Source organism: Bacillus sp. FSL K6-1338 (genome assembly GCF_038006965.1).
Classification (GTDB): Bacteria; Bacillota; Bacilli; order Bacillales; family Bacillaceae_G; genus Bacillus_A; species Bacillus_A thuringiensis_S.
In genome coordinates this window covers 4,605,361-4,626,853 of sequence record NZ_JBBOWI010000001.1, presented here as the reverse complement: position 1 = coordinate 4,626,853, position 21,493 = coordinate 4,605,361, and the positions used below count along the sequence as shown (strand labels likewise).

Sequence of the window (21,493 nt, the reverse complement as noted above, 5' to 3'; positions counted from 1 at the left end):
GTGAAATATATCGTATCTGCATCTTATATTTATATAGCTTGTTTAGTATATAAATACCCCCAAGCTGGTATTTAAAAAAGTATACAGGGAGAAAATGAAATGAGAAAAAAATTTTACCAATTTGTGCGATGGCACTTTTATCAATAGGATATTCATCGTTAGCTAGCGCATCTACTGGAACAACGTCAAAGGGAGAGGTATCAGCACAAGCATTAGAAAAAAAGGAAGCAGAATTTCATGCTTGGCAAAAAGAGGCGTTAGAGAAGAAGAAAGCAGCAATGCAGGAGCAAAAAAAATCATTAGAACGAGCAGAAGCCGTGATTCAGGATCAACAAAAAGAAGTATTAGGGAAAAAGAAAGCAACGATTCAATCACAACAAAAGAATGATATAGAGAAAAAAGAAGTAGCGAAACAAGAAGTAGCGAAATAATGATGATACCAAGTGTATGTTTTGTGGCATTAGGATCTGTATTTGGATTTATTCGTTGTAAGATTAAAGTATAAAATTTGTATTAGCCTATAAAAAATGGATGAATTAAAAGTGAAACTTGTAAATTTTATTGGATTTCCTTTTATATTAATTTGGTTATTGAGCATATAGGTGAACAGTAATCATTTGGATAGGAAATATGGTTGGAATGAGTTTGAGATATTGAAAAAGCTTTGCGAGGATACGCAAAGCTTTTTGTATAGTTTATTTTCTTTCGATTCACATTGCAAATAAGGAGAAAGAGGATCCTCTATGTTTGAGTTTATAAAGGGTGAAGAGGAAAATTTATTATAACTTTTGTAATAAGCGTTCGCTGCTTTCCATATCTCCTTTACATAAAGGACATTGCGGCTCTTCTTCTAACGAAAAGTTTTTACGCATCCACCCACGGCAGTTTTCTTCTTGGCATTCCCATACAGCAATTGCTTCTGGTTCTTCTACAGGTTTATCATTTTTTCTCCAATACATGTGATCGCTCCCTTAAATTGAAAAGTTTTTCGGAAAAAACAAAAAAGGTTGTTAACGATTTTGTTAACAACCTTTTTATATTAGTTCATTATACTTTATTTTTTGAAAAAATGCGAAGTTTAGTAATTGTTAAAGTATAGCAAAATAAGGATTATAAATCACTGTTGAAAGCTTTGATAATAATTCAATTTGACACGGTGTATGCCCCGTCAACCTTCTCGATATTTTTCTAGCTCTTCTTCATGCTATTGTTTTATTGACTTTGGAATTTCTATATCATCAATTAGGCGTCGCTGCTGTTGTGTCTTCCAGAATATGCTCGTTGTATGGAAGACTTTTTGTTTTGAAAACACTATGAAGTTTAATAAATTTATCCAGCATAAACGGGTAGTAGGGATCCCAGCTCAAAATTTGGTTGGAGCGAAGAAGTTAGGTGGAAATAAAGGTTTTGAATATACAGTTAAAGCTTATGATGAGAAGGGAGAAGAGAAAGAAGTAACAATTGATGGCGTAGATAAATTACAAAAAGGCTCGTACTGGCATGTCATTACAAGAGGGAAGTTTTTACATGATAAAGTAGAAATAGAAGTAGATAAAATTCCTGATGGTGCGAAGGCGAAGTTAGGATTATAAAGATAAAACCGATTCTCAATGTGGGAATCGGTTTTGTTATTTTATGGTAAAATATAGAAAGGGAGTGAGAGATATGCTACTCGTTGTTAGCCTTATATTAATTGGGGTTATGTGCAGTATGAGAATAGTATCCTTACATATGATAGAACGAGAAAAGATAGAAGAGAGAGATGTATATTGTCTAAAACGTAATGCGAAAATTTGAAGAGGAAATTCTGCTCCTTTTTGTTCGAAATGTAATTTAATATTTTAACTATAGGAAATCCGAAATCATTTTGTATGGTTTCGGATTTTTTATGCTGAAAATAGAAGAAATAAAGAGCGGAAAAAAGTTTGAACAAGGGATTGAGTATATGAATATTATTGAAGGATATCCCATTATTATGAAGTATTTCGTAGAGATGGATCGAGAAGTTTTGAGGGTTTTATTACCTGATGAAAGAGGGATTCTTCCTACGAGGCCAGAGTGTGATGAATGTTATAAGACTCAATTGGATGGTATTGAGGAGAGTTGATAAAAAAAGAGCTTGAAACTATTCAAGCTCTTTTTTATGACTATTTATGTCCTAAAATATGCTCAATCTCATGCAAACTTAATTTACTTGCCTTAGCAATCGTTTCAAGTGGTATACCAAGATCATACATATTTTTAATCATTTGAATTTTTCCCTGTTGGACTCCTTCTTTTCGACCTTTTTCAATGCCCTGTTGAATGCCCTGTTGAATGCCCTGTTGAATGCCTTTTTCAATGCCTTTTTCAATGCCTTTTTCAAGCCCTTTTTTTATCCCTTGTTCCATCCCTCTTTTTATTCCTTCTGTCTCTGCGTGGGCGAATTTTGCTGCTTCATCCATTAAAACTTTCTCCCTTGCGTCATAGGCTTGTCGGAAAGAAGAATCTTGACTCATACGTTCCCATTTATTTATCGCTTTTTGTAAAATAGGGTCTTGGTTCATAGCAATATCCTCCAATAGTTTAGTTAAGTGCTCATCCTCATTTGCTGAAAGCAATAAAAGCCAACGAACAAATGGATCTTTCCACGGATTTACTTTTTCTTCATACCATTGTTCAGTTAACTTTGGAATTTCTATAGTGTGGATTTCTATGTCGTCACTTAGGAGTTTTTTTTGTTGTGTATTCCATAATATGCTCGTTGTATGGAAGGCTGGGTGTCCCGAAAACATTACGAAGTTTAGTAAGTTTATGGTGATGGTTTTGTGAAGTGCACTGTAGGGCATCCCTTTTTGTAGTTGAGATGTGTATAGTCTTCCCCAATAATATAAACTGCGTTTAACCATATCGTGATTATTATTGAGTTGTATTTCTACATTGACTTTTGTTCCTGTGTTTAATGTCGCTGAAATGTCTAAAATAGATAACTTATCCTCTTCATATTCCCTGTGTAAATGTGGATTTTCTAGTTGTAGAGAAGCAATGGGCGACTCTAAAGAATCTTGTAACATAGCGTTTAAAAATGCAATTAGAATATCTTCACTACCATTCGTACCAAACAATTGTTTAAATGCAAAATCAATGCGTAAATTAACTAACTGTTGGTTGAACAAAGTTTGTCCTCTCCCTTATATGAAGGTGCTTCTTTCCTTCATTGTACATAAAAAGAACTAGAGTATGCAAACTAGTCATTCTACTATTTTTTAGTAATATTATTAGAAAATGAAAGGTAAGTATGTTTATGGTATACTCTAGTGAAATTGTAAATAAGGATGCTAATACGAACTGGGAAAATTGGGTGGAGTTTGGTTGTGACTGAAAAAGATAGGAGAAAGAATAATAAATGAAAAGAAGAAGAAAATTTGGAGAAAAAGTACAAATGAGTCATTTTACACTTCCTTTATGCTACGGAAGTGAAGCACCATATTATTATTACGAGGTAGCGCCCCATGAAAGAGAGGGACGCTTCCATTTAACATCAGAACTTTGCGTAATGGACGATGAACATTACTTTATTAGAGGTTGTTTAGAGATTCCTATCATTGATTACCACGAAAATTTCATATGGACTGTGTGGGTATCGCTTAGTAAAGAAAGTTATGATGAAGTATTAGAAAAGTGGGATGAGAGAGGCCGAGAAAATAGTGATCCTTATTTTGGGTGGTTATCTGTAGAAATACCAGTTTATCCAGAAACATTAAATTTAAAAACAAATGTACATATAAGAGAAGTTGGAATGGCACCGTATGTTGAATTAGAGCCAACCGACCATCCTTTAGCAATTGAACAAAGAAATGGAATTACTTTAGACAGAGTTAAAGAAATAGAGGAAATTATTCAACGACATAACTAGATTAGAAGAGAAAAAACGAGTGCTAGCACTCGTTTTTTTCTTTACACAACCGCAGGATTATAAATCATCGTAAAGTGTCCTGGTAATAATTCAATGTGACAAGGTGTATGAAGCGAACTTTCTCCATCTGTATCTACTTCTTTTTCTTCCTCTGTTTCGATATGAATGGATTTCGCTTTTACGTGGAAGATGTCATTTTCATTTGAGTCTTCAAATAGTTTCTTTCCGATATAATCTTTAAACGCTTGAATACCTGTTGATTTGACTACGAAAATATCAAGTGTTCCGTCATCACATTTTACGTTCGGAATAAAGGACGGGATACCGCCAAGATATTCACCATTTCCAACCATGACAAGGACAGCTTCGTCTTCATATACTTGTCCGTCATAAGTGATTTTTACCGGGAATGTTTCAGCATTTTTTACAGTTCGAATTGTACTTAAATAGTAACCGATTTTACCAAGCTTTGCTTTTTCTTCTGCATCGATATTGTTTGATACTTCAGATACGAGACCAATCCCCCAGAAGTTTAAGAAATGTTGTCCATTTGCTTTTGCAACGTCAACTGGTTTTATATGTTCTTTTGTAATAAGTTTTGCCGCTTCTGCAATGTTTTGCGGAACACCAAGTGTGCGAGAGAAGTCATTGCAAGTTCCACCTGGAATAATTGCAAGTGTAGGTCTAGTTTCGAGAGGTGCTAAGCCATTTGTGCATTCAAATACTGTTCCATCACCACCAAAGACGATAATTAAATCTACTTTACTAGCAAACTCTTGGCAATATTTTGTTGCATCACCTTGTTTTTTCGTATGAAGGATATGTAGATCAGGAAAAGCTGCGGCAAGAGGTGGTACGATTTTTGTTAAATTTGTATGTAAGTCACCTTGATCAGCTTTCGGATTTACGATGAGGAGTACTTTTTCAAATTTTGTCTTTGTCATTTTTATTCTCTCCCTTTGTCTTTTACGAATCGTGATAGAAAATAAACTTCCATCAGTAATTGATGGAAGCTTATTTTATTATATTATTCCGTTACAACTGAAGCAATAAATGGTAAGTTACGATATTTTTCCGCACAGTCGATACCGTATCCAACGATGAATTCATCTGGAATTTGGAAGCCAACATATTCAGCTGTTAAGTCTACTTTACGGCGTTCTGGCTTATCAAGTAATGTACAGAACTTGAGTGCCTTTGGTTTATGCATAAAGAAGTGGTCTTTTAGGAAATGAAGTGTTAAACCAGAATCGATAATATCTTCTACAACAATTACGTTTTTTCCAGTAATGTTTACGTCAATATCTTTTAGTAGTTTCACTTTTCCTGTTGTTTCTGTTTGATTTCCGTAGCTAGATGCAGAAATAAAGTCAATTGTTACATCATTTTTAATGTGACGAATTAAATCAGCAGCAAATACGAATGAACCTTTTAATACTGCGATAACTACGATTTCTTCTCCTTCAAAGTCACGTTCGATTTGAAGTGCTAATTCTTTCACTTTTGCTTGTAATTGTTCTTCAGAAATTAAAGTGTCTTTTATTTCAATATTCATTGTAATCCTCCTACAGTGTAAAACTTGCGAACATTTCGACTGTAAAGGATAGAATAGAAAAAGTCAAAGGAGATAGTAATTTTTTACAAAGATAAAGACAAAATCATCTGATGATATGATATACTAAGTACATTAAGAAAACGCTTCCAAAAAGGGTGGATATGATGAAGAAGAAACAGTACACAAGTGTAACATTTATAAAAGCATTACTTTTAACAATTGTTCTTGGCCTGTTGGCTTACGTAATTGATGTACCTGCGATTCGTATTTCATTAATTGGAATGACTTTAGTGTTAGGAGCAATTTCGCACGGTATGATGTCGCAGCTAAAAGAAGCTGGACTTGATGATATGAGAAATCATATAGATAAAAAGTAAGAAACCTTCATTATATAGAGTGAAGGTTTTTTGTTTCTTACAAAAATGTAAGGTAGTTGTAAGGCAAATCGATAGTTGCATAATAGCATTTTGGATAAACTATGGGTGTAAGGTAAAAGGCAAGCATATTTTAGGTAAATTAAGTTTTAGGCACTCTATATGTGAAAAAGGAGTAGGAGGGCATGGAGAAACGTTGGACGACCTTTTCTTTTTTAGCGACTAGTAATACCGTAATGCTAGATGGAAAAATGGATTTTTTGCACTTGTTTGATCGTGAAGATGATCATTCTTCTTCTAAATTTACAATGAAATGGAATAAATGGAGCGAAAGTTGTAGGTTTGAAGAAGAGGCCCCTAACGAAGAGCAAAAGATTATTTTGACAAACCCTATTAAAGCGTGGGTTGTTCAACGTCGTAAGTGTAACGTCAAAAATCACTTCAAGAAAACTGAGCCGAGACAATTAGTTATCGCTCCGGCCCGTTCTACTTCCAAATCGCGCGAAAGTAACATGTAAATATTGAGACACACACCCGAAAAAAACATCGTATATATTGCGATGTTTTTTTCTTTTTCTACAATGAAATCTTTAAATGAATTATATTTCATCTGCATCTTATATTTATATCTCTTGCTTATTCTAGTAATACATCCGATGCGAGTTGATGTGAATAAAATATAAGGAGAGAATGAAGATGAAAAAGAGACTATTACCAATTTGTGCAATGGCACTTTTAACAGTAGGATATTCTTCAGTAGCGAGTGCTTCAACAGGAACATTGACAAAGGAAGAAGCAGCGCAAATGCAGCAAGATAAAGCTAAAAAAGAAGAAGCAATTAAGGAACAGCAAAAAAGTGAAATAGAGAAAAAGGAAGCGGCACAAGTACAAGAAAAAAATGATATGGCTAAAGAAGAGGAAGCAATAAAAGCTGAGAAAAAAAGTGAAGAAGAGAAAAAGAGAATAGCGCAAGAACAGTTAAAAAACGATATGGCCAAAAAAGAAGCAGCTATAGAAGCTGGGCAAAAGAATGAAGTAGCTAAAAAAGAAGTAGCCAAGCCAGTTGTACAAGGTGAAAAATTGCCAAACACGGCATCAAATAACGTGGTAATGATGGGATTAAGTGCAGCCCTTGTAGCACTAGGTACATTATTTGGTTTGAATCGTCGCAGTAAGTTTAAAGTGTAAATAAAATATTGTCCTATAAAGAATGGGATAATTTCATATATTAAAAATGGTAGGTTACTCCTACCATTTTTGGCATGGAGGGATGAAACATGAAGTTACTCAATTATATCGGTATCATATTGATGGCTATAGGGCTATTCATGGGATCCTATTACGCTGTGGAATGGTATAAAGGAAAGAGCTCTGCCGGGCAATTAACAGCAGAAGAAATAAAGAGCCTTAAAAATATACAAGATACTCAACTTTCTCATGAAACACCTGTAACCACTCAAGTGCCTTCTTCTCAAACAGAACATAAAGAAGGAGAAAAGGTAGCGATGTTAAACATACCGAAAATAAAGAAGAAGTTTTCTATATATTGGGGAGCGGATGATACGACTCTGAAAAAAGGAGTTGGTATGTTTGTTAGTGATTTAACGACAACTCCATCTGGAGGGGGACATACTGTACTGAGTGGACATCGAGATACTGTATTTACAGATTTAGGAGAGTTGAAAGAAAAGGATACCCTTGTTTTAGAGTATGATAATAAAACGTACACATATGAAATTCAAAAGACATGGATTACTCATGCGGATGATCGTACTGTTATTATAAAAAAAGAAGAACCGATATTAACACTGACAACTTGTTATCCATTTGATTATATAGGGGATGCACCAGATAGATATATTATCGAGGCGAAGTTAACTGGCAGTTATTCAAAATGAAATTATAGTTTCTGAAAGCAGGAGGGGGATATATAAGTTATGTCAAAAAACATTTTAATTGTTGAAGATGAAGATATATTACGTGAAATATTAAAAGATTATTTTTTAAGTGAACAATATGTAGTGTTTGAAGCGAGGGACGGGAAAGAGGCTTTAGTTGTATTTGAAGAAGAAGAAGTTGATTTAGTTATTTTAGATATTATGTTGCCAGAACTCGATGGATGGTCTGTTTGCCGAAGAATTAGGAAGACGTCCGAGGTGCCTATTATTATGCTGACGGCGCGCGTAGATGAAGATGATACGTTACTTGGTTTTGAACTTGGGGCAGATGACTATGTGACGAAGCCGTATAGTCCACCCATTCTATTAGCAAGAGCGAAACGATTATTAGAAAGTAGAAAGGCATCGAAGAAACCTTTAGAGAATGAAGATGATACGTTATCGATTCATGGCATCCAAGTTCATTTTCCGTCACGTACTGTTACTGTTGATGAGGCAGATGTTAGTTTAACGCATACGGAGTTTGAAATATTAGTGTATTTCATGAAAAACCAAGGAATTGTACTAACAAGGGAACAATTAATTTCAAGAATTTGGGGATATGAATTTGCTGGTGATGATCGAACGGTTAATAGTCATATTCGTAATTTAAGAAATAAATTAGGAGAGAAGGCAAAGTACATTACAACTGTAGTACGAACAGGTTATAAATTTGAGGGAAATGTATGAAGAAAGGAATTGTACTAAAATTATTTACTCTTACAACAGCATTATGTATGTTGATTTTAGCGACGATATTTATTGGACAAACGATATTTTTTAAACAATATTATGCGAATCGAAAAGTGGAAGATATTAAAGTGAATTTAAATTCCTTTGAGAAGAATTATCTAAACTACACAGGAAATGCAGAAGGAATTCAGAAACTTGAGCAAGACTTTTTTAGGGAAAATAATACGTGGATTACGACACTAGATCAGAATGGGAATTTAAAACATGTGGATGATTTTTATTTTGAGGTAACGATAGATCGTAGGCAACAAAAGAGCTTTGGACAACAACTATTCAAGATACCCTTATACAATCTCGTCAATATAGAGGAGATTGATAATAAATCATTAGAGCAGTTTTTAGGACAAGAGATTTATTTTTCTGGAGTGAGAAAAGAAGATAGTTTTATTCCATTCTCTTTTTCTTTATCTAAGCAGAATTTAAGTGGATCTAATAAACCGTTAGAAAAAGCATTTCAGGAGAAAATAAAATTAGATGAGGAGAAAAAGAGAGCGGCTGGGGAGCAACTTGCTAAGGAAAAGAAACCAGCCGTACAGGAAGAAGCTGCTCAGGAATTAGGCGTTTACATAGGAGGACGTGTTACAAAAGTACAGTTACCAGATGTAAACGGTCCTGTGAATCCAATTTATAAAAATAGCATATTTTTAGATAATATTAAGGGTTTTCAAACCGATTTATTATTAAAAGAAAGCAATAAAATACGATATACAACACAAACAATAGATTATGAAAAGAATGATATAAAATATAAATTATTAATTAAGCCAATAAAAGAAAAAGACGGATCAGTAGCATATATATATGCAATGGCTTCTTTACAGCCTGTAGATGAAGCTGTACAAATGGTGCAAGATTATTACATATACATCATTGCATTTGTAGTCGTTCTTATTTTTTTAGCTTCGTTTTATTATTCAAAGCAAATTGCCAAACCGTTATTAAAAATAAATGATACGACGAAGAAAATAGCGCATTTAGATTTTACAGAAAAAATACCGATTACTTCAAAAGATGAAATTGGTGATTTATCGAAAAATATTAATATACTTTCTAACAAATTAAATTCTCATATCGGACAGCTTGAACAAGATATTGAAAAGGAAAGAAAGTTAGAAAATACACGGAAAGAATTCATTTCTGGTGTTTCGCATGAATTGAAAACACCGCTGAGTATTATGAAAAGTTGTATTTCCATTTTAAAAGACGGGGTAGCTGAGCATAAAAAAGAGTATTATTTTCAGGCGATGGAGAGAGAAGTAGACAAAATGGATACTTTAATTTTGGATATGCTTGAGTTAGCTAAATTTGAATCTGGTACATATAAAATGAAAAAGTCTTCGTTTTATATTGATACAGTAATTGAAGATATATGTGAACATCTATCTGTGGAAATAGAGAAAAAAGAACTTCATGTTCATAAAAATATACGTTCATTTGAAGTGATTGCAAATCAAGGCCGAATTGAACAAGTCATTGTGAACTTCATTACGAATGCAATACGTTATACACCAAATAAAGAGGATATTATTATTTCGACAATAGATGATAAAGATCGTATAAAAGTGTGCATTGAAAATAAAGGTACTCACATTGAAGAAGAACAATTAGATAAAATTTGGGATCGCTTTTATCGCGTGGATGCAGCTCGGCAGCGTTCACAAGGTGGGACGGGACTTGGGCTTGCTATTTCTAAAAATATTTTAGAATTACACGATGCTGAATATGGAGTAAAGAATACAGGAGACGGTGTATTATTTTACTTTTACTTACCGAAAAAAGCGTAGATAATGCATGCTACGCTTTTTTTAATTTATTTTCATACTATCTTTACCTAATCTTTATTTTTAAACGATATAATCTGGTTAGAAAACGAGGTTATGTAAGGAGTCGATGAACCGTGCATAGCAATTGGCTAAGTATAATGGTATTTATTTTCTTTTGTGCATTTATTGTATTTTTAATTGATATTACGATATGAAAAAAGAGCGCTCATTAAGCGCCCTTTTTTTGTGTATTCATTTGATAAGCACTGATGCTTTTGAATAAACGTGGTGAAGTGATAAATAAAAATATAAGTAAAACGGTACATAGAATATAGGAACCAATCATTGTACTACCGTTAAATATTAAAGAATATAGAGCTGCTGATTGTCCTTTTGGTGCATATTGTCCCCAGAAAATGATACCAGCGATAAAGTGACAGAAGTAACGAGCTAGACTACCGATAAAAGTAGCGACGATAATATATCCAATTACTTTCTTCCCTTGGTTTGGTTTTGATGAAGGTTTGTCTTTACGGCTACCTAAGTTTGATTGTTCTTCGTTATTTTCATTGGATGTTAAAAGCGCCTTTTGAATTGGACGATAGAATAAACCAGCAAACCCAATGAATGCGAAAGCAACAAAGTATTCAATTAATACTTGAATTGGTGTTACGATAATGGCATCGCCTACGACAATTTGTAATAATCCCCAAATTAAGCCTCCTAAGAAAGCCATTTTGAAACCCCAGCGATAAGCGATAATAAAAATAGGAATCATAGCAAATGAAATGGAACCGCCTGTAGCTGATATTTTTATTGAAAGTGGTAAAATGTCGATGACCATGGCGAAGGCTGCAAGAATAGCAGATTCAATCATCGCTTGTAAATTGGTGTTACGCATGTTGTCTCCCCCTAAATCCAAGTTGTACAAAAAAGAATAGATATCATAGGAGGATACGAAATACGTAAATGAAAAGAGGTATGTATTTCGGACGTTTGCACAATCCCTGCGTTAGCATTAACTAACAGGTTCGAAGGGTCGGAACGAAGTGTTCCCTCTCAGCGGCATGGCTCCCCCAGTGATAACGAGATTCTTTATTTGTTATTGTTTATTGTAAGCGAAATGGATGAGAATGGCAAACGAATCTGTTATGACAATTATTGAAATAGAATTGTAGCGAAATGTTAATAAATATGAAGCAAAAGGGTATAGTACAAGAGAAATAGAGTGTGCTATAATTCTTCTGAAAATAATTATCATTCTCTTCGGAGGGGGAAGGTTATGAGCTTAGTAGATATTAAAATCGGTGAGAAAGTGCTAGTGAAAAGTGTTCAGTCTTTAGATTATTTACTAAAGAGAAGATTGGCTGCTTTCGGTCTTTCTGAAGGAAGCGAACTTCGTATGAAGCAAAAGGCGATGTTCAAAGGTCCTTGTACATTGGAGTGTCGTGGACAGTTAATTAGTATTCGTCATTGTGACGCGAAAATGATAAAGGTGGAATTAGCGTGAATAAGGTTGCTTTGCTAGGGAATCCAAATACAGGAAAGACATCATTATTTAATGCACTTACTGGTTCTTATGAATACGTAGGAAACTGGAGCGGTGTAACAGTAGAAAAAAAGGTTGGTAAATTAAAAGATAGACAAGGAACATTAATTGATTTACCAGGTGTTTATGATTTAAATCCAGTTTCACGTGATGAAGGTGTTGTAACAAACTTTCTATTAACAGAAGAATTTCAGCATATGTTAAATATTGTGGATTCTTCGCAGTTTGAACGAAATATGCATTTAACGTTGCAGTTGCTCGAATTTGGCAAGCCAGTTTCAATTGGTCTAAATATGGTTGATGTGGCGAAGCAAAGAGGAATTGTGATCGATGTAAAACGTTTATCCGAATTATTAGGCGTAACAGTCGTTCCTGTCGTTGCAAGAAGTGGAAAAGGTTGTGAAGAACTACTTGCGACCCTTAAAGAAAATGACAAAAACGAGAAAAAACCATTCATTATTTCATATGGTGTACAAATGGATGAAGGAATTGAAGAGGTAACTTCTCTTTTAGAGAAAGCGAATTACGAGCATCCGAGATGGTTAGCACTTCAATTTTTAAGCAATAACGAAGTAGTAGAAAAAGAAATAAAAGCATTACCAATTTATAAGGAACTGGTAGCCATTCGATCTCGCCTAGAGGGAAAACTTGATTGTACGTTGGAAGAGCACATTTACAAAACTCGTGAAGCGTATATTGAAAAGTTAAAAACAAATGTTATGAAGCATGAGAAAGAAGGGAAAATTCCTTTTTCGGAAAAAATTGATAGACTAATTACGCATAAAATTTTAGGACTTCCAATCTTTTTAGCAGTTATGTTTTTTATTTTTCAGGTTACGTTTACGTGGATTGGGACACCTTTATCGGATATGTTAGATGAGTTTTTTGGTGGCCAGCTTACGGATTGGGTGACGGTTGGACTTACAAGTATTGGAGCTTCTCATTTTATTCAAGCGCTCGTTACAGAAGGTATTATTGCCGGTGTTGGTGCTGTATTAGTATTCGTACCACAAATCTTTGCACTATTCTTTTTCATTTCATTATTAGAAGACTCAGGATATATGGCGCGAATTGCAGTTGTTATGGATCGAATTATGGAGTTCTTCGGTTTAAACGGAAAAGCGTTTATTCCGATGATTATCGGTTTTGGATGTAACGTTCCAGGTATTATGGCAGCGAGAACGATTGAACAAGAAAAAGAACGTTTACTTACAGTTCTTGTAACACCATTTATGTCTTGTTCGGCACGTTTGCCTGTATACGCATTATTTGCGGGCGTATTCTTCCCTCATAGTCAGGCAACTGTTGTATTTTCTTTATATGTTGCAGGTATTGTTCTTGCATTACTAGTTACAAAAATTATGTCTCTTACAATTTTAAAAGCGGAAAAGTCTATTTTCGTAATTGAACTACCTCCTTACCGCGTGCCACAAGCGAAAACGTTATGGCTAAGCACGTGGGAGAAAGGGAAAGGATTTGTTCGTAAAGCAGGTACATTCATCTTTGGTGGTTCTGTTGTCATTTGGTTATTAAACTATGCAGGTCCATCAGGATTTGGTGTTGATATGGGAGACAGTTACTTAGCGATGATTGGTGGGTTTATCGCACCGTTATTTGCACCGCTCGGCTTCGGAACGTGGCAAGCTGCAGCATCCCTTTTAACAGGATTTTTAGCAAAAGAAGTTGTCGTTTCTACAATGGCAATTATTTATGCAGTTAAAGAAGATGTGCTTGGAAACGTAATGGGAGCACATTATACAGCATTATCAGCTTATGCATTTATGTTCTTTATTTTATTATATGTTCCATGTTTAGCGACGGTGGCTGTTATTAAACGTGAAACAGGATCAGCGAAATGGACGATTTTCTCAGTCGTTTATCCACTCGTTGTTGCTTATGTATTAACGCTTATTATATACCAAGTTGGATCTTTACTAGGATTCTAAAAGGAGATGTATAATGATGGTCAATATTATAATTGGAGCTATCATTTTTGGTTATGCAGCATACACGTTAGTTAATTTTGTAAAGAGAAGTAAAAAAGGAAAATGCGCAGCATGTTCTTTAAATAAGTCATGTCAGTCGAAAACTTGTAATCCGGATATGGAACAAATTGCTCATAATAAATAGAAAAAAGCTTTGCGAATTGCAAAGCTTTTTTGTTTTACTTTTTAATTTTTACAAGTTGAGAAGCTTCGACGCCTTTGTAACCAGGGAACTCTTTACTTGGGTCTTTATCAAATTTTAATACACCTACAGATTTTTCATCACCTTTTACACTGTTGAAAGTTGCGTCATCGACAATCGCATACATATCTGTATATGCACGGCCACTTCCGATAATTGTGTTGCCTTCATATTTTAATTTTGCCCCATCAAGTGTAGCATTTTCTACTTTTTCTTTTGCAAATAATAAACCTTGTTCTGTTGTTACAGCTGGTAATTTATCAAGTGGTTTCGTGTTGTCTTTTTCATCAACTTTGCTAAGTAACTCTTTTTTCACTAGTTCTTCACCAGTTTTCTTATCCATTACAAGAACTTTTTTACCATCTAATGTTGTCATTTTCATTTTATAGAAGTCTTTTTCTTTCACTTCTTTTTTGTTTTTATCTGTAATTTGCTGAACTTGTTCTTCTGAGCCGTACAGTACAAAACCGTTCGCTTTCTCTCCTAATAAAGAACAACCTGATAATGCACCAAATGAAATTGCTGCTGCTAATCCGATTCCTACTAATTTTTTCATGATGATTTCTCCTTTTATATGTTTTATAGTAAATACAATTTTTGTATTATTGCTTACATGTGAAGAAGCTTGTTTGTTGCTTCTGGTATTAGTGTATAAGAAATATCAGAATGCAACTATCGAGTTAGCTTACAGTAACATTACACTTATGTAATTTAGTGAAATCGCACAAAAGTAAGTTAATTTCAAAGAGGGATAATGAGAATATATTATAAATACAATATTGTATATAGAATGTCATATTATAATGGATGTATTTTGGAAATAACATGTAAGGACATATTAGTTTTGTTATAATAAACAAATAGGCTGTAAAATGAATATTCTTTACTGTAAAGGGAGATTTTTCAGTTTTCCAAGTAGTGAATTTGAAATATGAGGTTTATCATAGGAGGAATTTAGATGTCTGTATTTAAACGATTAAGAGATTTAACAATGTCAAATGTGTATTCATTAATTGAAAAAGCGGAAGATCCAGTTAAGATGACTGATCAATATTTACGCGATATGCAAGCCGATGTACAAGAAGCTGAGAAAAGTGTAGCAGCTCAAATTGCACTTGAGAAGAAATTCAAAATATTATTTGAAGAGCAAGAAGCACTTGTGAAAAAACGTGAAGAGCAAGCTCATATGGCTGTTCAAGCTAATAACTTAGATCTTGCGCGCCGTGCATTAGAAGAAAAACAAAATGCAGAGCAAAAAATGAATGAATATAAAGCAAGCTACGAGCAAAATAAAGCTGCTGCTGATAACCTGCGCCTTAAGCTAGAAGAAATGCGCAAGCAATTAACAGAGCTGAAAAATAAACGTGAAACACTTGTAGCACGTGTAAATGCAGCGAAAGCACAGAAAAATATTAATCAGGCAATGTCTGGATTTGATTCAAATTCAGCAAAAGCTGGTTTAAGCCGTATGGAAGAGAAAGCTCTTCAATTAGAGGCTGAAGCGGAAGCAAGCGGTGAAGTTTATAAGAAAGAAAAGTCATTAGATGATGAATTCGCAAGCTTAAACAAAAATTCTGCTGTTGACGATGAATTGGCTCGTATTATGAAGCAGTATGAGAAATAATATAGAATAAAGACAAATGAACCGACATGTCTAAACAAATTCATGTCGGTTTTCTATTATATTTTTGAGGAGGTTTTGCAATGACATGGATGAATGTAGTTGCCATGCTTGTATGGACTGGAGCGAGTGCAGTACTTTTATTTGCAATTATGTGGGTTGATTCAATTTTTACAAAATACAATGATTTAAAAGAAATCAAAAATGGAAATACAGCTGTAACAACTCGTTTTATTATGAAATTATTTGCACAAGGGTACATTTTATCTCAATCAATCACGAAAGCAAATGACTTATGGCAGGCGCTTCTTGCTTCAGCAGTTTCTTTCGTTATTTTATTAGTTGTAGAAATGTTTATCGAATTTGTGTTAAAGAAAATGTCTGGCTTAGATTTAGAAGAAGGTACGAAAGAAGGTAGCGTTGCACATGCGATGTTAGCTGGATCATTACATATTGTTGGTGCACTAATTTTAGGTGCTTGTTTATAAAGAGAAAAGGAGGGGTAGATCATGAGTTTATTTAAACGAATTAAAAATATAATGAAAAGCCCAGAGCCACCGAAGCCGGAAAAGAGTCTTTTAACGTTAGCTCCTGGCGATATGATTGAAGTTTCATTAGTTATGTACGAATTGACTGGGAAAACGAGTATGCATTCTCGTAAAGAAATTGTTTTAACACTGCAAGATGGAAAAGATATTCGTTATTTAAAAATTGAAGATCGTGAAAATACGTATTACAAATTATATACTCCAATTGATGGTCGCTTAGATTCAATTGATGAAATTCCGACGACAATTGAAATGGATGATACTGAGTACCATATGGAAGAACAATATAACGGACGTGTTGTTGTGATGGGGAAAACACCATTCTCAGCTTCAGAGGAACAGTACGTATGGGAATTCCAATCAGATAATCGAAAATTATTGCGTATTGAATGGCAAAATGGTCGCACAATGATGTATGAGGGAGAAGCAATCATTCCTGCTGATGTACAAATTATAAGAGCAACGTAAGGGGGCGTAATCATGTCAAACCGATTGTTCACCATGATTAAATCGTTTGTGATCCCTATACTTGCTATCGTTATATTACTTGTTGTTGCTGGTTATGCCTTATCAGGTTGTCAAGGCGGGCAGACAAAGTCGATTCAAGACCGTTATCCACTTGAGTCTGTCGCCAAGGAAGGTAAACAAGAATCTTACGTGTATAGGGCCGCCAATCGGTCAGTTCCTGAAGTAGCGAAGGAACTCATTAACGAAAGAGAACCGAAGCAAGCATCTAAAGAAGACGAAAATCAAATGTTCCTCGTTTATTCTGACAAGATTTATAACTTGCAAAAGGATAAAGAGAAACCATCGGATACGTTAATTGAAATAAGTAATAAAGAATTTGTCCGTCAAAATTATCAACCGTCCTTCTTGCAAGGATATATTATGGGTAGCATATTAAACGATATATTTGGTTCACGAAAATCATCATACGGTGATTATCGAGGATATAACGACAGACAAAATCATAAACCAGTCATTCCAGAGAGACCACCTACGAAAGAAGAAAAGAAAACCCCACCTCCAATTACGAAGGAAGGGAAAGGGTCTATTATTAAGCGAGGCGATAATGTAGATTCGAAACCATCAGTAGGTGATAAGGGAAGTATTACTGAAAAAGGAAGTAATACGACGCCCCCACCCTCTACTGGAAGCAAGGGTAAAATTACAAAAACACCAGGCGGTTCAAGCGGATCAGATGTGAAGCCGAAATCATCTATTAAAACTCCGCCAAGGAATACATCTCCCCCGAAAACGAGGGTCGGTGGTTCAGGAAAGATTACGAAGAGAAGATAGTGTAGAGACCGAAAAGTGTAAATTACTTTTTGGTCTTTTTTTGTTATGGGAATTAATTCCTTATAACTGGTACAATTGAAGTATAAGGAGGGGATAGTATGACTACGTATAAAAGATTTAGTGTAATTATGTTCCTTGTATTATTCCTCAGCTTGTTTATTAGCACGACAATGAAATTTCATTTTGTAGTAGGTATTCTATGGATACTGTGTACATGCACTTTATTTTTGTATATCCCGCTGCGTTTTCAACATGAAGTGACGGCTTTTCAAAAGTATGTAGCGTGGATTAAACGTGGGAGTCGGTGGGGCGAGTAAAAATATATCTACGTACTGAAAAAAACTGACAACTATAGCAATTTAATAATAAGAAGAGGGTGTGCCAAATTGTTGGCCCACCCTCTTTTTCATAATGATTAATGAATATCACGTTTCTTGAAATTACCGCCTTTTACTTCTGCTACGTCATAAACTGTAATAAAGGCGTGTGGATCGATTTCATTAATAAGTTCTTTCATTTTACTTTCTTCTAAACGGTTAATTACACAAGAAATTTCTTTGAATTTCTCTCTTGAATAACCACCGTATACTTCGTTATATGTTGCACTTCGGCCTAAACGATCGCGAATTGTTTCTACCATTAATTCAGGCTCTTTTGTGATAATTTTAAATGCTTTTGAACCACTTAAACCAACTTCAACGATATGAATCACTTTCGAAGCGATAAAGTAAGCAATTGCCGAAAGGATAGCTCCTTGAAGGCCGAATACCGTTGATACGAAAATAAATACGAACATGTTTAAGAATAAAATAAGGTCACTCGTTCCAAATGGTAACTTACGAGAAAGCAATACAGCTAGCATATCGATTCCATCTAATGCCCCACCGTTACGTAATGCTAGTCCCATACCAAAACCGATAATAATACCACCAACAACTGTAACTAATAATGTATCGCCTTCGATAATAGCTGGTATTCCGTGCATGACAACGGTACCTATTGCTAATGAAGCGATTCCAATAATAGAATAAATTGCAAAGCTTTTACCGATTTGCTTATATCCTAACCAAACGAAAGGAATGTTAATAACTGCGATTAGAGCTCCTAATGGCAATCCAAATAATCTTGAACTAACGATACTTAAACCAGTCACACCACCGTCTGATACGTTATTTGGAATTAATACTGCTTCTAATCCGTACGCTGTGATAAATGCCCCAATAATAATCATCAAAGCTTTCGAAGCAATTTTTAGCTTATTGGGCTTGTTTTTGATAATTTTCTCCATATAATTTCCTCGTTTCAAACTAGTTTCTTGTTTGTTACATAATTCACACCTAAATTTTATTTTAACATTTAATTTGAAAAAATTCTCCTTTAATGGATGTATGCAGGGAATATTATGACCATATTATTATTTTAAATACAACTGTAGAAGATTAGAGAGTGGTCATAATTTTAATATGAAAAATTAGAATGAATAGTATGGATATATACATTTGGGGCACTAACCTTAGGGAGGGGGTTATGTGGGATACTGTACGAAATGTGGAAATGAAACGAACGAGGGCAACAAGTTTTGCGGGCAGTGCGGGGAGAGTCTTAGCTATAAAACGGTAGGGGGAAGTTTTCCGAATAGCAGTTCTAATAGTAGTATAGAAATTTTTTCTTTAGTCGGTTTCATCACTGGATTAATATCTTGGTTTATAAACTTATGGGGGCTTATTGGTAGTGTAGCTATCGTATTTTCTATATTGGGTTTAAACAAAAAAGTGACGGGTACGAGTAAAACATTTGCTATTGTTGGAGTGATTTCTGGAATAATTAATGTGTTGTATGCTGTTACGTTATTTATTTAAATTTGATGAACAAAAAGGTATAAAAAAGTCCCCTGTGCATAAAGCATTCAGAGGAATTTTTATTTGATAGCTATTAAGAAACAATAAAACTAATTACTGTTAGGAATAAAGCGAAGCCTAAAATAGTTCCACATATTTTCATATGGCGCTTACGTCCCATAACAACAATTGCAACATATTCACGAATCATTGCGTTAGGCCAGTAATAAAATGCAGTTTTTGATCCGATTCCTTGGCTATTAAGGCCAGCTTGTCTTGCATATATACCAGCGCGGAAAAGATGGAAATTATTCGTTGTAAAAATACTTCTATACTTACCTTCTGTTTTTAAAGAATCCATAATTTCTTTAGAGAACAACATATTTTGATATGTGTTTACAGAGCGATTTTCTTGCACTGTATGTTCAAGAGGAATTCCTTTTTCAACAGCATAATTTTGCATCGCTTCCGCTTCTGGAAGGCCTTCATCTGGACCTTGACCACCAGAGAAAATAATTGTTGGTGGTGTATTCACAGCTGCTTGTTTCCAATAAAAGTCGATAGCTTTATTAATACGACTTGCAAGTAAAGGTGGTACTTTATCATTAATTAAGCCGCTACCGAGAACGATGATGAAATCTTGATTACGTCTTGGTCTGTTGAATTGATATAAAAAATATGCGCTTAAGAAGTTAGATAAATGCACAAAGAAATACATAGTTATAAGAGAGATAGCAGCAAAGATAAATTGAAAATGCTCTGAGAATAAACTTGCTGGATTTATGATAGGGAGCATTATAAAGAATAAAATCCCTAAAGCAGCAATTAAAGTTAAAGAGTTTGTGAAGCGTCTTCCTTCACGTTGCATTAAAATTTTTGCATTAAGAAAGAGTCCGAACATTAAAGCGACTATAGCAAAAGGAATCATTACAAGTAGTGCTAACATGGGGATGATAACGATAAAATGTAAATCGTTATTACCAGACTCAAATGAGGCTATAGCGCAAAATAATAGAAATGAACAGATAAAGGCATTAAATAAAAAGCCGTTTATTATTTTCCGCGGATCTTTTAAATACGAGATAAGAAAAATAATAAACAATATAAGAGGAATAATTCCAAAATACAGCATAAATATAGTACACCTCAACTTGTATAAGAATTTGACATACCTTTTATATTACATGATTATATAAGTAAAAATGAAAGAAAAAGGATTTTGAATTTTCTCAATAAAATATATGGATACATATGTTACAATATATTCAAAGCGATATATTAAAAGTAAAATGGTTGAAGAGGCACTCAGTAGAGTGCTTTTTCTTTTTGTATGTAATTGTGCATATTATATTTTTTTTCAAATGAAGAGGATTACAATATAAGTTGTAGACAGACTTTATAAAGCAGAATTTAATACAAACATTTCCCTCTACTTTTTGTATCTAACAATCGTATAACAATAAATAATTCTGTTTTATAGTGTCTGTTTTTGAAAGGTGGCTTCTTTGAAGGCACTTTTTTTTATTAGTATAGATAGTTTTCACTGTTAGCATAGTGTAAACTATCTATACTAAACATTAGCAATCTTCCGTATAAATATTATCAATTTACTATATATTCCAGTGGTGTTAACCTACATATGAAAGGCTTTCTTTTTCAAAATATTACCCCTAATAAAATTTTGAAGAAGTCAACTGTCTCCAAACTTGTCTTTATGCTTAAGGAAAAAGCACTCAATTTGAGTGCTTTTTCTTATTAAAACATGCTATTTTTCTAGGCGATTTTCATAAAATAAAAGTAAAGAAATGAAAGTGGGTGACAAAATGCCAGCAGTTGTGGAAGGTGTTATTATTGAAAACTGCAATGGAACAATTAATGTAGGTGATAAATATAACGTACAGCCGATTGAAAAGACGAAAGCTTACAATGGATCGGGATCATCAAATACAGGAATGAAAGTACAAACGTTTAGCGGAATTAGTACAGCTGATGTATGGGATAATGATGTGAATGATCAGGGGATACAGTTTACTTTATAGCACAATATGTAAAATTGCATAAAATGATGAAGTTGCCCTATGATACAATCTAGCTGTGAGCTGTTAATGATTCTTCTGTATTATAGTTGTTAGATTAGAAATATAACATCTTATTAAAAATCATACGTATAAAAA

General features: G+C 34.1%; 27 protein-coding genes, 1 pseudogene and 1 riboswitch. Of the genes and pseudogenes, 20 read left to right on the top strand and 8 right to left on the bottom strand.

Annotated elements, in window-relative coordinates; translation table 11 throughout:
* Nucleotides 1-128: 128 nt before the first annotated feature.
* On the top strand, nucleotides 129-431 hold the full coding sequence (locus NZ044_RS23805; RefSeq protein ID WP_170951617.1) for a cell surface protein: 303 nt from the start codon (nucleotides 129-131) through the stop codon (nucleotides 429-431).
* 348 nt (nucleotides 432-779) lie between these two features.
* Here NZ044_RS23805 and NZ044_RS23800 read toward each other — a convergent pair whose 3' ends face one another.
* A complete protein-coding gene (locus NZ044_RS23800; protein WP_000289928.1) occupies nucleotides 780-959 on the bottom strand; it encodes a cold-inducible protein YdjO-related protein in 180 nt (59 codons plus the stop codon).
* A 423-nt stretch (nucleotides 960-1,382) separates the two neighbouring features.
* On the opposite strand from NZ044_RS23800, the pseudogene NZ044_RS23795 reads away from it, so the two are divergent.
* Nucleotides 1,383-1,592: pseudogene (locus NZ044_RS23795) on the top strand (DUF1093 domain-containing protein); the annotation flags it as partial.
* Nucleotides 1,593-1,888: 296 nt separating this feature from the next.
* Nucleotides 1,889-2,107, top strand: a complete 219-nt coding sequence (locus NZ044_RS23790; RefSeq protein WP_002081958.1) for a hypothetical protein — start codon at nucleotides 1,889-1,891, stop codon at nucleotides 2,105-2,107.
* Nucleotides 2,108-2,147: 40 nt separating this feature from the next.
* Here the strand turns inward: NZ044_RS23790 and NZ044_RS23785 are convergent, their stop codons facing one another.
* Entirely contained in the window at nucleotides 2,148-3,155 is a 1,008-nt protein-coding gene (locus NZ044_RS23785) for an Rpn family recombination-promoting nuclease/putative transposase (RefSeq protein ID WP_340950009.1), read from the bottom strand.
* Nucleotides 3,156-3,385: 230 nt separating this feature from the next.
* Here NZ044_RS23785 and NZ044_RS23780 point away from each other — a divergent pair, with 230 nt between their 5' ends.
* On the top strand, nucleotides 3,386-3,895 hold the full coding sequence (locus tag NZ044_RS23780; protein ID WP_118961720.1) for a DUF2199 domain-containing protein: 510 nt from the start codon (nucleotides 3,386-3,388) through the stop codon (nucleotides 3,893-3,895).
* A gap of 41 nt (nucleotides 3,896-3,936) precedes the next feature.
* On the opposite strand, the gene NZ044_RS23775 is transcribed toward NZ044_RS23780, so the two are convergent.
* Together NZ044_RS23775 and hpt are read right to left on the bottom strand one after the other, a co-directional pair.
* Entirely contained in the window at nucleotides 3,937-4,839 is a 903-nt protein-coding gene (locus NZ044_RS23775; RefSeq protein WP_098506028.1) for a diacylglycerol/lipid kinase family protein, read from the bottom strand.
* 83 nt (nucleotides 4,840-4,922) lie between these two features.
* Nucleotides 4,923-5,450, bottom strand: coding sequence for a hypoxanthine phosphoribosyltransferase (gene hpt / locus NZ044_RS23770; RefSeq protein ID WP_001019295.1), 528 nt, complete (start codon nucleotides 5,448-5,450; stop codon nucleotides 4,923-4,925).
* A gap of 161 nt (nucleotides 5,451-5,611) precedes the next feature.
* On the opposite strand from hpt, the gene NZ044_RS23765 reads away from it, so the two are divergent.
* The 6 genes from NZ044_RS23765 to NZ044_RS23740 all read left to right on the top strand — a co-directional run bounded on the left by NZ044_RS23765 (nucleotide 5,612) and on the right by NZ044_RS23740 (nucleotide 10,298).
* Nucleotides 5,612-5,827: a hypothetical protein gene (locus NZ044_RS23765; RefSeq protein ID WP_002081963.1), complete on the top strand. Its 216-nt coding sequence runs from the start codon at nucleotides 5,612-5,614 to the stop codon at nucleotides 5,825-5,827.
* A gap of 182 nt (nucleotides 5,828-6,009) precedes the next feature.
* Nucleotides 6,010-6,342, top strand: a complete 333-nt coding sequence (locus NZ044_RS23760; protein ID WP_000415613.1) for a hypothetical protein — start codon at nucleotides 6,010-6,012, stop codon at nucleotides 6,340-6,342.
* 178 nt (nucleotides 6,343-6,520) lie between these two features.
* Entirely contained in the window at nucleotides 6,521-7,012 is a 492-nt protein-coding gene (locus NZ044_RS23755; protein ID WP_000746712.1) for an LPXTG cell wall anchor domain-containing protein, read from the top strand.
* Nucleotides 7,013-7,101: 89 nt separating this feature from the next.
* Complete coding sequence (locus NZ044_RS23750) at nucleotides 7,102-7,722, top strand: class D sortase (protein WP_000771574.1); 621 nt, start codon at nucleotides 7,102-7,104, stop codon at nucleotides 7,720-7,722.
* 39 nt (nucleotides 7,723-7,761) lie between these two features.
* Entirely contained in the window at nucleotides 7,762-8,451 is a 690-nt protein-coding gene (locus tag NZ044_RS23745) for a response regulator transcription factor (protein WP_000041850.1), read from the top strand.
* On the top strand, nucleotides 8,448-10,298 hold the full coding sequence (locus NZ044_RS23740) for a sensor histidine kinase (protein WP_000715418.1): 1,851 nt from the start codon (nucleotides 8,448-8,450) through the stop codon (nucleotides 10,296-10,298). Before NZ044_RS23745 ends, NZ044_RS23740 begins: the two co-directional genes overlap by 4 nt.
* A 208-nt stretch (nucleotides 10,299-10,506) precedes the next feature.
* On the opposite strand, the gene thiT is transcribed toward NZ044_RS23740, so the two are convergent.
* Nucleotides 10,507-11,178, bottom strand: a complete 672-nt coding sequence (thiT, locus tag NZ044_RS23735; RefSeq protein ID WP_044783222.1) for an energy-coupled thiamine transporter ThiT — start codon at nucleotides 11,176-11,178, stop codon at nucleotides 10,507-10,509.
* Nucleotides 11,179-11,263: 85 nt separating this feature from the next.
* A riboswitch (TPP riboswitch) is annotated at nucleotides 11,264-11,365 on the bottom strand.
* Between the two features lie 194 nt (nucleotides 11,366-11,559).
* On the opposite strand from thiT, the gene NZ044_RS23730 reads away from it, so the two are divergent.
* From NZ044_RS23730 to NZ044_RS23720, 3 genes are read left to right on the top strand one after another with little or no spacing between them, the layout of a single operon-like run.
* Nucleotides 11,560-11,787: a FeoA family protein gene (locus NZ044_RS23730; protein ID WP_000060521.1), complete on the top strand. Its 228-nt coding sequence runs from the start codon at nucleotides 11,560-11,562 to the stop codon at nucleotides 11,785-11,787.
* The gene (gene feoB, locus NZ044_RS23725; protein WP_340950008.1) at nucleotides 11,784-13,772 is read left to right on the top strand and encodes a ferrous iron transport protein B; all 1,989 of its coding nucleotides are present in this window, start codon (nucleotides 11,784-11,786) and stop codon (nucleotides 13,770-13,772) included. Before NZ044_RS23730 ends, feoB begins: the two co-directional genes overlap by 4 nt.
* A 13-nt stretch (nucleotides 13,773-13,785) precedes the next feature.
* Nucleotides 13,786-13,956 (top strand): FeoB-associated Cys-rich membrane protein, encoded by a 171-nt coding sequence (locus tag NZ044_RS23720; RefSeq protein WP_000989591.1) that lies wholly within the window; start codon nucleotides 13,786-13,788, stop codon nucleotides 13,954-13,956.
* Between the two features lie 34 nt (nucleotides 13,957-13,990).
* Here NZ044_RS23720 and NZ044_RS23715 read toward each other — a convergent pair whose 3' ends face one another.
* Nucleotides 13,991-14,569 (bottom strand): lipoprotein BA_5634 family protein, encoded by a 579-nt coding sequence (locus NZ044_RS23715; RefSeq protein ID WP_098506031.1) that lies wholly within the window; start codon nucleotides 14,567-14,569, stop codon nucleotides 13,991-13,993.
* A 402-nt stretch (nucleotides 14,570-14,971) separates the two neighbouring features.
* On the opposite strand from NZ044_RS23715, the gene NZ044_RS23710 reads away from it, so the two are divergent.
* The 5 genes from NZ044_RS23710 to NZ044_RS23690 all read left to right on the top strand — a co-directional run bounded on the left by NZ044_RS23710 (nucleotide 14,972) and on the right by NZ044_RS23690 (nucleotide 17,798).
* Nucleotides 14,972-15,637 (top strand): PspA/IM30 family protein, encoded by a 666-nt coding sequence (locus NZ044_RS23710; protein ID WP_000110281.1) that lies wholly within the window; start codon nucleotides 14,972-14,974, stop codon nucleotides 15,635-15,637.
* 80 nt (nucleotides 15,638-15,717) lie between these two features.
* Nucleotides 15,718-16,122, top strand: coding sequence for a DUF350 domain-containing protein (locus NZ044_RS23705; protein WP_000220087.1), 405 nt, complete (start codon nucleotides 15,718-15,720; stop codon nucleotides 16,120-16,122).
* A gap of 21 nt (nucleotides 16,123-16,143) precedes the next feature.
* A complete protein-coding gene (locus NZ044_RS23700) occupies nucleotides 16,144-16,650 on the top strand; it encodes a DUF4178 domain-containing protein (protein ID WP_000051750.1) in 507 nt (168 codons plus the stop codon).
* 12 nt (nucleotides 16,651-16,662) lie between these two features.
* Complete coding sequence (locus NZ044_RS23695) at nucleotides 16,663-17,481, top strand: DUF4247 domain-containing protein (RefSeq protein WP_000071190.1); 819 nt, start codon at nucleotides 16,663-16,665, stop codon at nucleotides 17,479-17,481.
* A 98-nt stretch (nucleotides 17,482-17,579) separates the two neighbouring features.
* Complete coding sequence (locus NZ044_RS23690; protein WP_000214757.1) at nucleotides 17,580-17,798, top strand: hypothetical protein; 219 nt, start codon at nucleotides 17,580-17,582, stop codon at nucleotides 17,796-17,798.
* Between the two features lie 98 nt (nucleotides 17,799-17,896).
* Here NZ044_RS23690 and NZ044_RS23685 read toward each other — a convergent pair whose 3' ends face one another.
* A complete protein-coding gene (locus tag NZ044_RS23685; RefSeq protein ID WP_000411240.1) occupies nucleotides 17,897-18,769 on the bottom strand; it encodes a YitT family protein in 873 nt (290 codons plus the stop codon).
* Nucleotides 18,770-19,010: 241 nt separating this feature from the next.
* On the opposite strand from NZ044_RS23685, the gene NZ044_RS23680 reads away from it, so the two are divergent.
* Entirely contained in the window at nucleotides 19,011-19,340 is a 330-nt protein-coding gene (locus NZ044_RS23680) for a zinc ribbon domain-containing protein (protein ID WP_000540175.1), read from the top strand.
* A gap of 73 nt (nucleotides 19,341-19,413) precedes the next feature.
* On the opposite strand, the gene NZ044_RS23675 is transcribed toward NZ044_RS23680, so the two are convergent.
* Nucleotides 19,414-20,448, bottom strand: coding sequence for a YdcF family protein (locus tag NZ044_RS23675; protein WP_340950057.1), 1,035 nt, complete (start codon nucleotides 20,446-20,448; stop codon nucleotides 19,414-19,416).
* A gap of 676 nt (nucleotides 20,449-21,124) precedes the next feature.
* Between NZ044_RS23675 and NZ044_RS23670 the strand changes: the two genes are divergently transcribed.
* The gene (locus NZ044_RS23670; protein ID WP_002005871.1) at nucleotides 21,125-21,358 is read left to right on the top strand and encodes a spore germination protein; all 234 of its coding nucleotides are present in this window, start codon (nucleotides 21,125-21,127) and stop codon (nucleotides 21,356-21,358) included.
* Nucleotides 21,359-21,493 lie beyond the last annotated feature (135 nt).

What these genes read in the sequence shown, in the direction of transcription:
- NZ044_RS23805 (WP_170951617.1), top strand. Translation starts at nt 129, where the DNA reads ATGGCACTTTTATCAATAGGATATTCATCGTTAGCTAGCGCATCTACT.
- NZ044_RS23800 (WP_000289928.1), bottom strand. Translation starts at nt 959, where the DNA reads ATGTATTGGAGAAAAAATGATAAACCTGTAGAAGAACCAGAAGCAATT.
- NZ044_RS23790 (WP_002081958.1), top strand. Translation starts at nt 1,889, where the DNA reads ATGCTGAAAATAGAAGAAATAAAGAGCGGAAAAAAGTTTGAACAAGGG.
- NZ044_RS23780 (WP_118961720.1), top strand. Translation starts at nt 3,386, where the DNA reads ATGAAAAGAAGAAGAAAATTTGGAGAAAAAGTACAAATGAGTCATTTT.
- NZ044_RS23775 (WP_098506028.1), bottom strand. Translation starts at nt 4,839, where the DNA reads ATGACAAAGACAAAATTTGAAAAAGTACTCCTCATCGTAAATCCGAAA.
- hpt (WP_001019295.1), bottom strand. Translation starts at nt 5,450, where the DNA reads ATGAATATTGAAATAAAAGACACTTTAATTTCTGAAGAACAATTACAA.
- NZ044_RS23765 (WP_002081963.1), top strand. Translation starts at nt 5,612, where the DNA reads ATGATGAAGAAGAAACAGTACACAAGTGTAACATTTATAAAAGCATTA.
- NZ044_RS23760 (WP_000415613.1), top strand. Translation starts at nt 6,010, where the DNA reads ATGGAGAAACGTTGGACGACCTTTTCTTTTTTAGCGACTAGTAATACC.
- NZ044_RS23755 (WP_000746712.1), top strand. Translation starts at nt 6,521, where the DNA reads ATGAAAAAGAGACTATTACCAATTTGTGCAATGGCACTTTTAACAGTA.
- NZ044_RS23750 (WP_000771574.1), top strand. Translation starts at nt 7,102, where the DNA reads ATGAAGTTACTCAATTATATCGGTATCATATTGATGGCTATAGGGCTA.
- NZ044_RS23745 (WP_000041850.1), top strand. Translation starts at nt 7,762, where the DNA reads ATGTCAAAAAACATTTTAATTGTTGAAGATGAAGATATATTACGTGAA.
- NZ044_RS23740 (WP_000715418.1), top strand. Translation starts at nt 8,448, where the DNA reads ATGAAGAAAGGAATTGTACTAAAATTATTTACTCTTACAACAGCATTA.
- thiT (WP_044783222.1), bottom strand. Translation starts at nt 11,178, where the DNA reads ATGCGTAACACCAATTTACAAGCGATGATTGAATCTGCTATTCTTGCA.
- NZ044_RS23730 (WP_000060521.1), top strand. Translation starts at nt 11,560, where the DNA reads ATGAGCTTAGTAGATATTAAAATCGGTGAGAAAGTGCTAGTGAAAAGT.
- NZ044_RS23720 (WP_000989591.1), top strand. Translation starts at nt 13,786, where the DNA reads ATGATGGTCAATATTATAATTGGAGCTATCATTTTTGGTTATGCAGCA.
- NZ044_RS23715 (WP_098506031.1), bottom strand. Translation starts at nt 14,569, where the DNA reads ATGAAAAAATTAGTAGGAATCGGATTAGCAGCAGCAATTTCATTTGGT.
- NZ044_RS23710 (WP_000110281.1), top strand. Translation starts at nt 14,972, where the DNA reads ATGTCTGTATTTAAACGATTAAGAGATTTAACAATGTCAAATGTGTAT.
- NZ044_RS23705 (WP_000220087.1), top strand. Translation starts at nt 15,718, where the DNA reads ATGACATGGATGAATGTAGTTGCCATGCTTGTATGGACTGGAGCGAGT.
- NZ044_RS23700 (WP_000051750.1), top strand. Translation starts at nt 16,144, where the DNA reads ATGAGTTTATTTAAACGAATTAAAAATATAATGAAAAGCCCAGAGCCA.
- NZ044_RS23695 (WP_000071190.1), top strand. Translation starts at nt 16,663, where the DNA reads ATGTCAAACCGATTGTTCACCATGATTAAATCGTTTGTGATCCCTATA.
- NZ044_RS23690 (WP_000214757.1), top strand. Translation starts at nt 17,580, where the DNA reads ATGACTACGTATAAAAGATTTAGTGTAATTATGTTCCTTGTATTATTC.
- NZ044_RS23685 (WP_000411240.1), bottom strand. Translation starts at nt 18,769, where the DNA reads ATGGAGAAAATTATCAAAAACAAGCCCAATAAGCTAAAAATTGCTTCG.
- NZ044_RS23670 (WP_002005871.1), top strand. Translation starts at nt 21,125, where the DNA reads ATGAAAGTGGGTGACAAAATGCCAGCAGTTGTGGAAGGTGTTATTATT.